Origin of the sequence: Duganella dendranthematis (assembly GCF_012849375.1) — a bacterium.
Lineage (GTDB): Bacteria > Pseudomonadota > Gammaproteobacteria > Burkholderiales > Burkholderiaceae_D > Rugamonas > Rugamonas dendranthematis.
The window spans coordinates 1,711,908-1,726,886 of record NZ_CP051684.1 but is presented as its reverse complement, the minus strand read 5'-3'; the positions used below and the strand labels follow the sequence as shown (position 1 = coordinate 1,726,886).

The window sequence follows — 14,979 nt, the reverse complement described above, 5'->3', positions numbered from 1 at the left end:
AGAAGATAATGCATCGTGATATTCAAACCGATAACTGGATCGCCGTCTGCAACCTGGACGACATCGTCCCGAATACCGGCGTGTGCGCGCTGCTGAATGACGCGCAGGTAGCCGTGTTCCATGTGGATGATGGCGGGCCGCGCGTATTCGCCATCGATAACTACGATCCGAATTCGGAAGCGTCGGTGCTGTCGCGTGGCCTGGTCGGTTCGCTGGGCGAGCGCATCGTGGTCGCGTCGCCAATCTACAAGCAGCACTTCGACCTGCAAACTGGCGAGTGCGTGGAGGCACCTGAGCATTCGGTGGGCACGTACCCTGCACGTATCGCCGACGGCAAAGTCTGGGTCGGCCTGTGAAACCCGCGCTGGTCGTCATCGGCAACGGCATGGCCGGCATGCGCACGGTCGAGGAACTATACAAGCTGGCGCCCGATATGTACGACATCACCGTGTTCGGCGCCGAGCCGCATGGTAATTACAACCGCATCCTGCTGTCGCCGGTGCTGGCGGGCGAGAAGAGCATGGAAGACATCATGCTCAACACGCGCGAGTGGTATGTACAGCATGGGATTACGCTGCATGCCGGCGATCCGGTCGAGCATATCGACCGCCGCCAGCGCATCGTGCGCGCCAAGTCCGGGCTGGAGGCACGCTACGACCGCCTGCTGATCGCCACCGGATCCAAGCCTTTCATTATTCCGGTGCCGGGACATCAGCTGAACGGCGTGCTGGCGTTCCGCGATATCCAGGACGTGGAGAACATGCTGGCCATGGCGCGCAATCATCGCAACGCGGTGGTGATCGGCGGCGGCCTGCTTGGACTGGAAGCGGCCAACGGCTTGCAACGCCAGGGCATGAACGTGACCGTGGTCCACGTGACCGACGCGCTGATGAACCAGCAGCTCGACAAGCCCGCCGCATCGCTGCTGCAAAAAGCGCTGGAAGCGAAAGGGCTCAAATTCATGATGGGTGCGCAGACCGAGGAAATCCTCGGCCCGGACCGCGTGACCGGCATCCGCTTCAAGGATGGCGCCGAGATCCCGGCGGACCTGGTGGTGATGACCGCTGGCGTGCGTCCGAATATCGAACTGGCCAAGGCCGCCGGCCTGCATTGCGAACGCGCCATCGTGGTGGACGATACGCTGCAAACCTACGACCCGCGCGTCTACGCCGTGGGCGAATGCGTGCAGCACCGCAGTGCCACTTTCGGCCTGGTGGCGCCGATCTGGGATCAGGCCCGCGTGTGCGGCGCGCATCTGGCCGGCGCCGGCGTGCGCCGCTATGTGCAGCAAACCTCGCCGACGCGGCTGAAGGTGACCGGCGTCGATCTGTATTCGGTGGGTGACTTTATCGGCGGCGAGGGCAGCGAAGACCTGGTGCTGCGCGACGCGCGCCGTGGCGTCTACAAGCGGCTGGTGATCAAGGATGGCCGCGTCACCGGCGCCGTGCTGTATGGCGACGTCAAGGACGGTCCGTGGTACTTCAATCTGATCCAGAACCGCAGCGATATCACGCCTATCCGTCAAACCCTGTTATTTGGCGAAGCCTTGTCCAACCGGGCCGCCTGAAGGAATCGCTTTGAACCTGTCCACCGACCATCTGGCTATCCGCACCACTTGCGCATACTGCGGCGTGGGCTGCGGCGTACAGGCCACACCCCGGGACGATGGCACCTTCGCTATCACCGGCGACAAGCTGCACCCGGCGAACAAGGGCCGCCTGTGCGTAAAAGGTTCCACGCTGGGTGAGACCGTCGGGCTGGAAGGCCGTCTGCTGTATCCACAGGTGCGCGAGGCCGACGGCCTGCGCCGCGTGTCGTGGGACGACGCGCTGGGCAAAGTCGCGGACGCGTGGAAGGACATCATCGCCGAGCATGGACCGGATGCGGTGGCGCTGTACGTCTCCGGCCAGCTGCTGACGGAAGACTACTACGTCGCCAATAAGCTAATGAAGGGCTACATCGGCAGCGCCAACATCGACACCAACTCGCGCCTGTGCATGTCGTCCGCCGTGGCGGGCTACAAGCGCGCCTTCGGCGAAGACCTGGTGCCGGTCTGCTACGATGACCTGGAACTGGCCGACATGGTGGTGCTGGTCGGCTCCAACACCGCGTGGTGCCATCCGATCCTGTTCCAGCGCATCCTCAAGGCCAAGGAAACGCGGCCCGAGATGAAACTGGTGGTGATCGATCCGCGCCGCACCGCCACCTGCGAGCTGGCCGACCTGCACCTGCCGGTCAAGGCGGGCACCGATGTGTGGCTCTTCAATGGCTTGCTGAGTTATTTGTCGCGTATCGGCGCCGTTAATCCACGCTTCATCGGTGAGCATACTAACGGCTTTGACGCCGCGCTGGACGTGGCCAATGCCGACTGCGCCGATCCCGCCGTGGTGGCGAAGATCTGCCGTATCGAACTGCCGCTGCTGCTGGAGTTCTACGAACTTTTTGCCGCCACCCGCAAGACCATCACCGCCTATTCGATGGGCGTCAACCAGTCGTCGGCCGGCACCGACAAGGCCAACGCCATCATCAACTGTCACCTGATCGGTGGCCGCATCGGCAAGCCGGGTATGGGTCCGTTCTCCATCACCGGCCAGCCTAACGCCATGGGTGGCCGCGAAGTGGGCGGCCTTGCCAATATGCTGGCCGCGCACATGGACCTGGAGCGTGCCGAACACCGCGACGTGGTGCAGACCTTCTGGGAGTCGCCAGCCATCGCGGACAAAGGCGGTCTGAAAGCGGTGGACCTGTTCAAGGCGATTGAAGAAGGCAAGGTCAAATCGGTGTGGGTGATCGCCACCAATCCGGTGGTCAGCATGCCGGACGCCGACCAGGTGCGCCGCGCGCTGGATAAGTGCGAACTGGTGGTCTCGTCCGACATCATGCAGGACACCGACACCACCGCTTACGCCGACGTGCTGCTGCCGGCGCTGGGCTGGGGCGAGAAGGACGGCACCGTCACCAACTCCGAGCGCCGCATCTCGCGCCAGCGCGCCTTCCTGCAAGCGCCGGGCGAGGCGCTGCCGGACTGGCAGATCCTTTCGTTGTTCGCGCAGCGCATGGGCTACACCGGTTTCGATTTTTGCGGCCAGCACGGCGTGTTCGATGAACATGCGCGTTTGAGCGGCTTTCGCAACGCCATCGGCGACGTGCCGCGCGCGTTCGATATGTCCGGCCTGGCCGGCCTCAATCAGCGCGATTACGATGACCTGGAACCGGCGCAATGGCCGGTGCTCCGCAACGCCGCCGGCGAGTTACAGACGGAAGTCCGCCTGTTCAAGGATGGCGTGTTCGCCCATGCGGACGGTAAGGCGCGTTTCGTCGCCACCGCGCCGCGCCTGCCGCGCCACGCGGTTAGCGAAGACTATCCGCTGTCGCTCAACACCGGCCGCGTGCGCGACCAGTGGCACACCATGACCCGCACGGGCAAATCCGCCACGCTGGCCGACCACATCGCCGAATCGTTTGTCGACATGCACCCGCAGGATGCGCTGCTCAGCGGCGTGAAAGAGGGCGAACTGGCGCGCGTGACGTCCGAATGGGGCGCGATGGTGGCGCGGGTACAGCATGGTGGCGGCATCCCGCGCGGCAGCGTGTTCATTCCGATCCACTGGAGCGGCCAGACCGCGTCCGATGCGCGCGTGGGCGCGGTGGTCAATCCGGTGGTCGATCCAGTGTCCGGCGAGCCTGAGTTCAAGCACACGCCGGTGCGCGTGGAGCAGTTCCGCGTCAACTGGCACGGCTTCATCCTGAGCCGCGATGAGGTGAACCTCGACAGCATCGCCCACTGGACCCGCATCCAGGGCCGCGAATTCGCGCGCTATGAGCTGGCCGGCCGCAACACCATCAAGGACCATGCCGCATGGGCGCGTGCGCTGCTGGGCGTGGAGGATCGGGATGCCGACTGGCTGGAATACGAAGACAAGACCGCCGGTGTGTACCGCGCCGTGCACGTGGTGGATGACCGCATCGCGCAGTGCATCTTCCTGTCGCCGCGCCAGGACATGCCGTCGCGCGCGTGGCTGGCCAGCCTGTTCGCCAGGGAGCAACTGAGCGAGATTGATCGCGTCGGCCTGCTGGTCGGCATGCCGGTGGAGAAGGGGGCGGATACCGGCCCCACTGTGTGCTCATGCTTCGGCGTCGGCCGCAACACCATCTGCAACGCCATCATCGAGAAAGACCTGAAGACGGTGCCGGAAGTGACGGCCTGCCTCAAAGCCGGCGGCAATTGCGGCTCCTGCGTCCCCGAGATCAAGAAGATTCTGGTGCAGACACGCGTGGAGGCAGAGGAAGCAAGGTTGTGATTATGGTAAGCTAGACCTGTCGACAGCAAAATGGAGTGCGCGCATGTCTATCCGTGAAAACTTCTCCGATGCTGATATGGACCAGTGGCTCAACGATAACCGAGTCACCGAAATTGAATGCCTGGTGCCCGACTTGACGGGTGTGGCGCGCGGGAAGATCCTGCCGCGCGCCAAATTCACGCAGGACCGCGGCATGCGGATTCCCGAGGCGGTGCTGGGCATGACCGTCACCGGCAACTACCCGACCGAGAACGCGGCTTATGACCGCGCCATCTCCAATACCGACCGCGATATGATCCTGCGCGCGGACCCCGGCAGCATCACCACCGTCCCTTGGGCCATCGACCCGACCGCGCAGGTAATCCACGATTGCTATTTCGCCGACGGCACGCTGGTCGATTTCGCGCCGCGTTCCGTGCTGCGCCGCGTGCTCAAACTGTATGCGGACAAGGGCTGGAAGCCGGTGGTGGGACCGGAGCTGGAGTTCTACCTCACCGAGAAGAACATCGATCCAGATCTGCCGCTGCGCGCGCCGGTGGGCCGCAGCGGCCGCGCCGAAACCACGCGCCAGGTCTACAGCATTGACGCCGTCAACGAATTCGATCCGCTGTTCGAGGATATCTACGACTACTGCGCGCTGATGAATCTCGACGTCGATACGCTGATCCACGAAACCGGCGCGGGCCAGATGGGCCTCAACTTCCAGCACGGCGATGCGATGGCGCTGGCCGACAACGTGTTCTATTTCAAGCGCACCTTGCGCGAAGCGGCGCTGAAACATCATATGTACGCCACCTTCATGGCCAAGCCGATGGCCGGCGAACCGGGATCGGCGATGCATGTGCACCAGAGCGTGAGCGACGCCGCCAGCGGCCGCAATATCTTCACCCTGGCGGATGGCTCGCCGTCGCCGCAGTTCCGCCATTACATCGGCGGCCTGCAGCGCTATACGCCGTCGGCGATGGCGATCCTGGCGCCGTATGTCAATTCGTATCGCCGCATCGTGCGCCACACGGCGGCGCCGATCAACGTCCAGTGGGGCATGGACAACCGCACCGTGGGTTTCCGCATTCCGCTTTCCGGCGTAGAGCAGCGGCGGGTCGAGAACCGCATCATCGGCGCCGACGCTAATCCTTACCTGGCCATGGCGGTCACGCTGGCCTGCGGCTACCTTGGTCTGGTGGACCAGCTGGAGCCCACGCCGATGTATTCCGGCAGCGCCTACGACCACTTCTACGAACTGCCGCAAGGCCTGCCGGAGGCGCTGCAGCTGTTGCAGCGCGAAGACCGGCTGCGCGAAGTGCTGGGCGAGCGCTTTATCGATGTCTACACGGCGATCAAGGAACTGGAGCACCAGGAGTTCATGACGGTGATCTCGCCGTGGGAGCGGGAACACTTGTTGCTCCACGTTTGATTCACTTGACCGCTGCTGCCTTTATAATCACCGGTTTGGCAAATATTATTTTACCTTTTTAATAACATGACCATAGAGCGAGCTGCTGAACCTTTCCTCCTGATCCGCAACCTGGTTAAGGAATTCGATGGCGTCCGTGCCGTCAATGACGTATCGGTGGCGATCAACAAGGGCGAAATCTTCGCACTGCTGGGCAGCTCGGGCTGCGGCAAGTCCACCCTGTTGCGCATGTTGGCCGGCTTTGAAACGCCGACTACCGGCAGCATTACGCTGGCGGGCCAGGACATCGTCAGCGTGCCGCCTTACCAGCGCCCGATCAACATGATGTTCCAGTCGTACGCGCTGTTTCCGCACCTGTCGGTATGGGACAACATCGCCTTCGGCCTGCGCCGCGACGGCCTGCCGAAAGACGAAATCGCCGCGCGCGTCGAAAAGATGCTGGCGCTGGTCCAGCTGACCGAGTATGCCAAGCGCAAGCCGCACCAACTTTCCGGCGGCCAGCAGCAGCGCGTGGCGCTGGCGCGTTCGCTGGCCAAGCGTCCACAGTTGCTGCTGCTGGACGAGCCGCTCGGCGCGCTGGATAAGAAGCTGCGCGAACGCACGCAGATGGAACTGGTCTCCATCATCGAGGAAGTTGGCGTGACCTGCGTGATGGTCACCCACGACCAGGACGAAGCCATGAGCATGGCCACGCGCATCGCCGTCATGAGCGCGGGCCGCATCCTGCAGGTCGGCGCGCCGGCGGATATTTACGAAACGCCGAACTGCCGCTTCGTCGCCGACTTTATCGGCAGCGTGAACCTGTTCAACGGCAGCGTGACGGAAGATGAGCCAGACCACGTGATTATCGATACGCCGCAAGGCAAGCATTACATCACCCACGGCATTACCGGCACCATGGGCATGCCGGTGTCGGTGGCCGTGCGGCCGGAGAAGATCGCCGTGCAGGCCGAAGCGCCAACGCTGGAGCAGCGCGCCACGGCGGCCGAACATGGCTACAACTGCGTCCAGGGCGTGATCACCGGGGTTTCCTACTTCGGCAACGAGACCAGCTACCACATCACGCTCGATGGCGGCATGGTGGTCAAGGTATCGCGCACCAATGCGGCGCGCCACGACGATGCGGCGCTCAAGCGTGACCAGCGCGTCTATGCGTGGTGGGACGGCGCCGACGTTGTCGTGCTGACCAGTTAAGGTGGCGGCATGAACTTCCTCAAGAACCTGTTCCGCCGGCCGGGCCGCAGCCTGGTCATCGGCGTGCCGTTTGTCTGGCTGACGTTTGCCTTCCTGATCCCGTTCCTGATCGTGCTGCGCATCAGTTTCGTGGATCTGGACAGCGGCGACGGCGGCCCGTTCGGCACCTTGATGACAATAGCCGACGGCGTACTGACGCTAAAGATCAAGATCGCCAACTACCTGTTCATCGCACAGGATGAGCTGTATGCGCTGACCTATCTGAACTCGCTCAAGTTCGCGGCCATCACGGCGGCGCTGTGCCTCTTCATCGGCTATCCGTTCGCCTACTTCATGGCGCGCGCCAAGCCGGCCGCGCGTCCGGTGTTGCTGATGCTGGTGATGATGCCGTTCTGGACCTCCTTCCTGCTGCGTATCTACGCGTGGAAGGGCATCCTGGCCAACAACGGTATCCTTAATAGCTTCCTGCTGAACCTCGGCGTGATTTCGGAGCCGCTGCACCTGATGAACACCCAGTTCTCGCTGATCATCGGCATGGTGTACGCCTACTTGCCGTTCATGATCCTGCCGCTGTACGCCAACCTGGTGAAGATGGACGTGCGCTTCCTGGAAGCGGCGGCCGACCTGGGGGCGACGCCGTGGCAAACCTTCTGGCGCATCACGGTGCCGCTGTCGAAGTCCGGCATCATCGCTGGCACCATGCTGGTGTTTATCCCTGCGGTAGGCGAGTACGTGATTCCCGAGCTGCTGGGCGGTCCGGAAACGCTGATGATCGGCCGCCAGCTGTGGGACGAGTTCTTTACCAATAACGATTGGCCGCTGGCGTCCGCCGTGACGGTGGTGGTGATCCTGTTCATTCTGGTGCCGATGGCGATCTTCAATAAATACAAGGCAGACCAGGAGGCGCGCAAATGACCCAGTTTCTGCATCGTTGGTTTGGGCGTGGCTGGCTGTCCCTGGGCTATCTGTTCCTGTATATCCCCATCGTGGTGCTGGTGGTGTTTTCGTTTAACAGCTCGCGCCAGGATATGGTGTGGAGTGGCTTTTCGCTGCAATGGTATGCGGCGCTGGCCAGCGACACGGAGATCATCAGCGGCTTCGGGCTGTCGCTGCGCATTGCGCTGCTGACGGCCTGCGGGTCGGTCGTCCTTGGCACGTTCGCGGCGTTTGTGCTCGACCGCTACCAGCGCTTCAAGGGCCGCACGCTGTTCACCGGCATGGTCAGCGCGCCGCTGGTCATGCCGGAGGTGATCATCGGCCTGTCGTTGTTGCTGATGCTGGTGTCGGTGCAGAAGATGTTCGGCTTTCCGGAGCGCGGGCTGGTGACCATCTGGCTGGGGCACACCTTGCTGGGCATGGCCTACGCGACGGTGGTGATTCAATCGCGTTTGCAGGAGATGAACAAGTCGCTGGAAGAAGCAGCGATGGATCTGGGTTGCCGTCCGTTCCAGGTGTTCTTTCTGGTGACGCTGCCGAACATCAAACAGGCATTGGGCTCGGCGTGGCTGTTGACGTTCACGCTGTCGCTGGACGATGTGGTGTTGTCTGCGTTCCTGTCCGGCCCCGGCTCGTCGACCATGCCGATCGTGATCTTCTCGCGTGCGCGCCTCGGTCTCGATCCGCGCGTTAATGCGGTGGCGGCGCTGACCATCCTGGTGGTGTCGATCGGCGTGATCGCCTCCAGCCTGTATATCGCCCGCGCCGAGCGCCTGCGCTCGAAGCAGCTGGCGGCTGCGGCCAAGGGTTAGTTCCTGTCCCCGGTCCTGTCCAAAAAAGCGCTGGCGATGAAGATCGCGGCGCCTGTCCACAGGACGGCCGGCAGTGCATTCACGCCGGCCGTTTGCATTAACACTCCTGTCACCAGAGGGCCGCCGGCACTGGTGATGCCCCAGCTGGCGTTGACCACCGCGCTGGCCGCAACCAGCGACTGACCTTCGAACCGTTCACCGCACGCCACCAGCGACAGCATGTAGATCGCGCCGGCCACCGCGCCCAGCGCCAGCAGCACCGTCCACCAAAGCCACGGCGTGCCCGCAGCAAACGGCAGCATCGGTAGCAGCACGCATACCGCGACACCGCAGCCGACGTGCACCTTGCGCCTTCCTACATGGTCCGCCAGCCAGCCAAAGGCAAATTGCAGCGCGGTGTCGCCCACCAGCACGACGGTCGCGGACAGCACCGCCAGTTCGGTGGGGATGCCGTGACGCATGGCGTACACCGGCAGCAGGCTGAGTGCCACAGTATCGAACATCGCGAAGAAGGCCGCGCCGATGGCGATCATCCACATGCGCGGCAGAATGCGCTGCCAGGCCACCGGCGCTTCGTCCTCGTGACCTCGCGCGCTGCCGCTGATGAGCAACATGCCAGGCAACGCAAGCAGGAACAGTGCACCGCACGAGGCGAACGGCAGCGCAACCTTGCCGGCCAGCGCCGCCACCAATGCAGGCCCGATTAACTGGAACAGCGTGAAGGCCGTGGTGTAGATAGCCACCACTCGCCCACGTGAATTCGCCGGCGCCAGGTTGTTCACCCAGGCTTCGCCAATGGTGAACAGCACGCCCATGCAGGCGCCGAAGACAAAGCGCAGCAGGCCCCAGGCCAGCAGGTTGTCGGTGGTCTCCATCAAGGCGGTGGATAGTGCCGCGGCGAGGATGGCGCCGATCATGCAGCCGCGCGGGCCATGCGTGGCCACCCAGCGCGAGACGAACGGCGCGGCCGCCAGGATGCCCACCGCGCTGATAGCGGTAATGGCGCCAATGACATCCGTGCCGGCGCCGCGCTGGTCCAATTTCAGCGCGGTGAGCGGAATTGTCGCGCCCAGACCCAGTCCTACCACGCCGATACTGGCGACCAAAGCGACGAAATCTCGCCATGGCATGTTCTTCATGCGCTAACTCCCGATTTGAGTTCGCAATCATATCAAAATCAGATTATCATTTAATCAAATCCAAATAGATGAAAGCTTCTATGCGCAGCCCAATCGTTCTGGTTCCAGCGTGCGTCAACCGGATTGGCGCACATCCGTATCACACCGCGCAACTCAAGTACGTGGCGGCCGTGGCCGACGGCGCGCGATGCACGCCGCTGATCGTGCCGGCGCTTGGCGCGGCCACCGACTTTGAAGCGCTGCTGGCGCTGGCCGACGGCGTGATGCTGAGCGGCTCTCCCTCCAACATCGATGCCGCCCTGTATGGCGAAGCGGTGCTCGACCCGTCACTGCCGCTGGACGCAGCGCGCGACGCCACCACACTGCCGCTGATACGTGCCGCCATCAAACGCGGTATACCGTTACTGGCGATCTGCCGCGGCTTCCAGGAAGTGAACGTGGCCCTGGGCGGATCGCTGCATCAGGCGGTGCACGCGGTGGCGGGCATGGCCGATCACCGCGAACGCAAGGACGATACGCTGGACCAGCAATACGCGCCGTCGCACCGCGTGCTGTTGGACCCTGGAGGACGCATGGCGCAGATCCTCAACGGCGCCGCCGAGATCCTGGTCAATTCGCTGCACGGCCAGGGCATCAATCAATTGGCGCCTGGGCTGGCGGTGGAAGCGCATGCCGACGACGGTCTGGTGGAAGCCTACCGCGTAGCGGACGCCAAAGGATTCACGCTCGCGGTACAGTGGCATCCAGAGTGGCGCTTTTCCGATAATCCGGACTCCGTCAAATTATTCAGAGCCTTTGGCGACGCCTGCCGCGCCTACAAGGCCACCCGATAACTATAACGAGAGAAGCAAATGGCAATTCGAGAGAACTTCAGCTATACCGATATGGACCTGTGGCTTAACGAGAAGCGGGTCACAGAAATTGAATGCCTGGTGCCCGACCTGACCGGCGTGGCGCGCGGGAAGATCCTCCCACGCGGGAAGTTCACCCAGGAGCGCGGCATGCGCATTCCTGAGGCGGTGCTGGGCATGACCGTCACCGGTAATTATCCGACCGAAGATGCGGGCTACGACCGCGCCATCTCCAGCACCGACCGCGACATGATCCTCAAGGCCGATCCCACCACTATTACCATGGTGCCTTGGGCCACTGATCCTACCGCACAGGTGATCCACGATTGCTACTTCGCCGACGGCCGACTGGTCGACTTTGCGCCGCGCTCCGTGCTGCGCCGCGTGCTCAAACTGTATGCGGACAAAGGCTGGAAGCCTGTAGTGGCGCCGGAACTGGAGTTCTACCTGACTGCCAAGAACATCGATCCGGACTTGCCGTTGAAAGCACCGGTGGGCCGCAGTGGCCGCGCCGAGACCAGCCGCCAGGTCTACAGCATCGACGCCGTCAACGAGTTCGATCCGCTGTTTGAAGATATCTACGATTACTGCGAATTGATGGGCCTTGACGTCGACACGCTGATTCACGAAATTGGCGCCGGCCAGATGGAGATCAACTTCCTCCACGGCGAGCCGCTGGGCCTTGCCGACAAGGTGTTCTTCTTCAAACGCACTTTGCGCGAGGCGGCGCTCAAGCACGATATGTACGCCACCTTCATGGCCAAGCCAATGGCCGGCGAACCCGGATCGGCAATGCATGTGCACCAGAGCGTGGTGGACGCCAACACCGGCAAGAATATCTTCAGCGCGGAAGACGGTTCTGCCTCGCCGCTGTTCAAGCATTACATCGGCGGCCTGCAACGCTATATGCCGTCGGCGATGGCGATTGTGGCGCCGTATGTGAATTCGTATCGCCGCATCGTGCGCCACACGGCCGCGCCGATCAACATCCAGTGGGGCATGGATAACCGTACCGTGGGCTTCCGTGTACCGGAATCCGGTGTGCAGGATCGCCGCGTGGAGAATCGCATCATCGGCGCCGACGCCAATCCGTACCTGGCGCTGGCGGTCACGCTGGCGTGCGGCTACCTCGGCATGGTCGACCAGCTGGAGCCGACGCCAATGACCACCGACAGCGCCTACGACCTGAAGGTCGAGCTGCCGCAAGGCTTGCCGGAAGCGCTGCAACTGCTGCGTGGCGAAGACCGGTTGCGCAGTGTGCTGGGTGAGCGCTTCATTGATGTCTACGCCGCCATCAAGGATCTGGAACATCAGGAATTCATGACGGTCATCAGCCCGTGGGAGCGCGAGCACCTGCTGCTGCACGTTTAACCGGAGGCCATATGAGCGACTACGATACCGCCGAAATCCGCAAGCTGGATGCGGCGCACTATATCCATCCGTTCACCGACCATAAGGCACTCGGCGAGAAGGGGGCGCGCGTGATGGTGCGCGGCGACGGCATCTATCTGTGGGATTCGGAAGGCCACAAGATCATCGATGGCATGTCGGGCCTGTGGTGCGTCAACGTGGGTTATGGTCGCACCAGCATTTCGAAGGCCGTCTACGAACAGATGGAAACGCTGCCTTTCTATAACAGCTTCTTCAACACCACCAATGTGCCGGCGGTGCGGCTGGCGGCCAAACTCGCGGAGATCTCGCCGCCGCAGTTCAATCACGTCTATTTCACTGGTTCCGGCTCGGAAGGCAACGACACCAATGTGCGCATGGTGCGCCGCTACTGGGACGTGCTGGGATACAAGGACCGTCATACCATCATCAGCCGTCACAACGCCTACCACGGCAGCACAATGGCCGGGGCGTCGCTGGGCGGCATGTCGGGCATGCACGAGCAGGGCGGCTTGCCGATACCGGGCATCGTGCATATTGGCCAGCCGAGCTATCTGGAATCGGGCGAGGGTATGACAGAGGACGAATTCGGCATTGAGGCGGCGTCCTGGCTGGAGAAAAAAATACTGGAAGTGGGGCCGGACAAGGTGGCGGCGTTTATCGGCGAACCGATTCAGGGCGCCGGTGGCGTGATTATTCCTCCGGCCACCTACTGGCCTGAGATTCAGCGCATCTGCGACAAGTACGGCATCCTGCTGATCGCCGATGAAGTGATCTGCGGCTTTGGGCGCCTGGGGCGCTGGTTCGCGTCGGAGCTGTTTGGCATCAGGCCGGACCTGATCACCTTCGCCAAGGGCGTAACGTCGGGCTATGTGCCGCTCGGCGGCGTGCTGGTGGGCGACCGCGTGGCCAAGGTGCTGATCGAGCAGGGCGGCGAATTCAATCACGGCTTCACCTATTCCGGTCATCCGGTGGCATGCGCGGCGGCGCTGGAAAACATCCGCATCATCGAAGATGAAAAACTGATCGAGCGCGTGGCCGATGATACCGGGCCGTATCTGAAGCAAGGCTTTGCGGCGCTGGCGGATCACCCGCTGGTGGGTTATGCGGATAGCTGCGGCTTTGTCGCGGGTTTGAATCTGGTGCGCAGCAAGGGCGCCACCGTGCATGACAACGTGGCGTTTGACGAATCACTGGCTGTCGGCATGGTTTGCCGAGGCTATATGTTCAACAACGGAATGATCATGCGCGCCGTCGGCGACCGCATGATCATCGCGCCGCCGCTGGTGATGACCAAGGCGCAGATCGATGAGATGCTGGCGCTGATCCGTCACTGCCTCGATCTGACGTATGCCGATGTGAAGCAACGCGGCTGGCTCCAAGGAGACGACAATGGGTAAATGGCATGACAAAGCCGCCGCGTTGCAGGCGGATGGCCGCGCTTTCATCGGCGGTGAACGGGTATGGGCACAATCCGGACAGCAGTTCAATAATCTGTCGCCCATCGATGGCCGCTCACTCGGTATGGTGGCGCGCTGCGATGGTGCTGACGTGGACATTGCGGTGGCGGCGGCGCGCGCGGCGTTTGAGGATCGCCGCTGGGCCGGCAAGTCACCGGCGCAGCGCAAGCGGGTGCTGATCCGCTTTGCGGACCTGATGCTGCAGCACGTCGAAGAACTGGCGCTGCTGGAGACGCTGGACATGGGTAAGCCGATCAAGTACAGCCAGTCGGTGGACGTGGGCGGCGCGGCCAATTGCATTCGCTGGTATGGCGAAGCGATTGACAAGATCTACGACGAAATCGCGCCGACGCCGGCCAGTAGCCTGGCGTTGATTACGCGTGAGCCAGTCGGCGTCGTGGCGGCCATCGTGCCGTGGAATTATCCGATGCTGATGGCATCGTGGAAGATCGCGCCTGCGCTGGCGGCGGGGAATAGCGTGGTGCTCAAGCCTTCCGAGAAATCGCCGCTGACGGCCTTGCGGCTGGCGGAACTGGCGCTGGAAGCGGGCGTACCGCCCGGGGTATTCAATGTGCTGCCGGGCTTTGGCGCGGAGGCCGGGGCCGCGCTGGCGCTGCACATGGATGTGGACTGCATCGGCTTCACCGGCTCCACCCGCGTGGGCAAGCAGATCATGCAGATGGCGGGGCAGTCCAATCTGAAAAGAGCGTGGACGGAGCTGGGCGGCAAGTCGGCCAACATCGTCTGCGCCGACTGTCCGGACCTGGATGCGGCGGTAGACGCGGCGATCGGTTCGATCTTCTTCAATCAGGGTGAGAGCTGCAATGCGCCTTCGCGTCTGTTCGTCGAAGAGTCGATCAAGGAGCGCTTCCTGGAGAAGGCGCTGGCCAAGGTGCCCGCTTACCAGCCGGGCGATCCGCTGGACGAGAACACGGTCATGGGCGCGATTGTCGATGCGACGCAGCTGAAGACGGTGATGGGCTACATCGAGGCCGGTCATGCCGGCGGCGCGAGGCTGCTCGCGGGCGGCAAGCAAGCCCGCACTGAAACGGGCGGCTACTACATCGAGCCGACGTTGTTCGATCGGGTGGACAGCAGCATGGTCATCGCGCGCGAGGAGATCTTCGGGCCGGTGCTGTCGGTGCTGAGCTTTACCGATGTGCAGGACGCGGTGCGGCAGGCCAACGCCACGCCCTACGGCCTGCATGCCGCCGTGTGGACCTCGGACCTGAGCAAGGCAATCCAGACTTCCCGCGCGCTGCGCGCCGGCACGGTGCACGTCAACCAATATGACGGCGACGACATCACCGTGCCGTTCGGCGGCTACAAGCAGTCCGGCAATGGCCGCGACAAATCGCTGCACGCTTTCGACAAATACACGGAACTCAAAACCACGTGGATACAGATAGGCTAAAGGTAGTAGCCTGAAACAATCCAGATACAAATCTGATAATGTGGTGGCGCCGCTATGTGCTCCATCTAA

12 protein-coding genes are annotated in these 14,979 nt (G+C 62.8%); 11 read left to right on the top strand and 1 reads right to left on the bottom strand.

Translation table 11 applies throughout. From position 1 onward, the window contains the following. Window positions 1-8: 8 nt before the first annotated feature. The 7 genes from nirD (at window position 9) to HH213_RS07975 (ending at window position 8,657) form a co-directional block, all read left to right on the top strand. Window positions 9-356: a nitrite reductase small subunit NirD gene (gene nirD / locus HH213_RS08005; RefSeq protein WP_110845394.1), complete on the top strand. Its 348-nt coding sequence runs from the start codon at window positions 9-11 to the stop codon at window positions 354-356. Between the two features lie 29 nt (window positions 357-385). Then, on the top strand, window positions 386-1,567 hold the full coding sequence (locus tag HH213_RS08000; RefSeq protein ID WP_229263450.1) for an NAD(P)/FAD-dependent oxidoreductase: 1,182 nt from the start codon (window positions 386-388) through the stop codon (window positions 1,565-1,567). Between the two features lie 10 nt (window positions 1,568-1,577). Continuing rightward, the gene (locus tag HH213_RS07995) at window positions 1,578-4,301 is read left to right on the top strand and encodes a nitrate reductase (RefSeq protein WP_169111898.1); all 2,724 of its coding nucleotides are present in this window, start codon (window positions 1,578-1,580) and stop codon (window positions 4,299-4,301) included. A 43-nt stretch (window positions 4,302-4,344) separates the two neighbouring features. Further along, window positions 4,345-5,715 carry a glutamine synthetase family protein gene (locus HH213_RS07990; RefSeq protein ID WP_169111897.1) on the top strand — a complete coding sequence of 457 codons (1,371 nt, stop codon included), beginning with the start codon at window positions 4,345-4,347 and terminating at the stop codon, window positions 5,713-5,715. A 66-nt stretch (window positions 5,716-5,781) separates the two neighbouring features. Further along, window positions 5,782-6,909 carry an ABC transporter ATP-binding protein gene (locus HH213_RS07985; protein ID WP_110845390.1) on the top strand — a complete coding sequence of 376 codons (1,128 nt, stop codon included), beginning with the start codon at window positions 5,782-5,784 and terminating at the stop codon, window positions 6,907-6,909. Between the two features lie 9 nt (window positions 6,910-6,918). Next, the gene (locus HH213_RS07980) at window positions 6,919-7,824 is read left to right on the top strand and encodes an ABC transporter permease subunit (protein ID WP_110845389.1); all 906 of its coding nucleotides are present in this window, start codon (window positions 6,919-6,921) and stop codon (window positions 7,822-7,824) included. Then, the gene (locus HH213_RS07975) at window positions 7,821-8,657 is read left to right on the top strand and encodes an ABC transporter permease (protein ID WP_110845388.1); all 837 of its coding nucleotides are present in this window, start codon (window positions 7,821-7,823) and stop codon (window positions 8,655-8,657) included. The genes HH213_RS07980 and HH213_RS07975 overlap by 4 nt, the downstream gene beginning before the upstream one ends. On the opposite strand, the gene HH213_RS07970 is transcribed toward HH213_RS07975, so the two are convergent. Further along, complete coding sequence (locus HH213_RS07970) at window positions 8,654-9,796, bottom strand: MFS transporter (protein WP_169111896.1); 1,143 nt, start codon at window positions 9,794-9,796, stop codon at window positions 8,654-8,656. The genes HH213_RS07975 and HH213_RS07970 overlap by 4 nt on opposite strands. Window positions 9,797-9,876: 80 nt before the next feature. Here HH213_RS07970 and HH213_RS07965 point away from each other — a divergent pair, with 80 nt between their 5' ends. The 4 genes from HH213_RS07965 to HH213_RS07950 are packed head-to-tail and all read left to right on the top strand — an operon-like array spanning window position 9,877 to window position 14,910. Then, window positions 9,877-10,629, top strand: a complete 753-nt coding sequence (locus tag HH213_RS07965; RefSeq protein WP_169111895.1) for a gamma-glutamyl-gamma-aminobutyrate hydrolase family protein — start codon at window positions 9,877-9,879, stop codon at window positions 10,627-10,629. Window positions 10,630-10,647: 18 nt separating this feature from the next. Continuing rightward, window positions 10,648-12,018, top strand: coding sequence for a glutamine synthetase family protein (locus HH213_RS07960; protein ID WP_110845385.1), 1,371 nt, complete (start codon window positions 10,648-10,650; stop codon window positions 12,016-12,018). A gap of 11 nt (window positions 12,019-12,029) precedes the next feature. Then, a complete protein-coding gene (locus HH213_RS07955; RefSeq protein WP_169111894.1) occupies window positions 12,030-13,436 on the top strand; it encodes an aspartate aminotransferase family protein in 1,407 nt (468 codons plus the stop codon). Then, complete coding sequence (locus tag HH213_RS07950) at window positions 13,429-14,910, top strand: aldehyde dehydrogenase (RefSeq protein ID WP_169111893.1); 1,482 nt, start codon at window positions 13,429-13,431, stop codon at window positions 14,908-14,910. Before HH213_RS07955 ends, HH213_RS07950 begins: the two co-directional genes overlap by 8 nt. The last annotated feature ends 69 nt before the right edge of the window (window positions 14,911-14,979 follow it).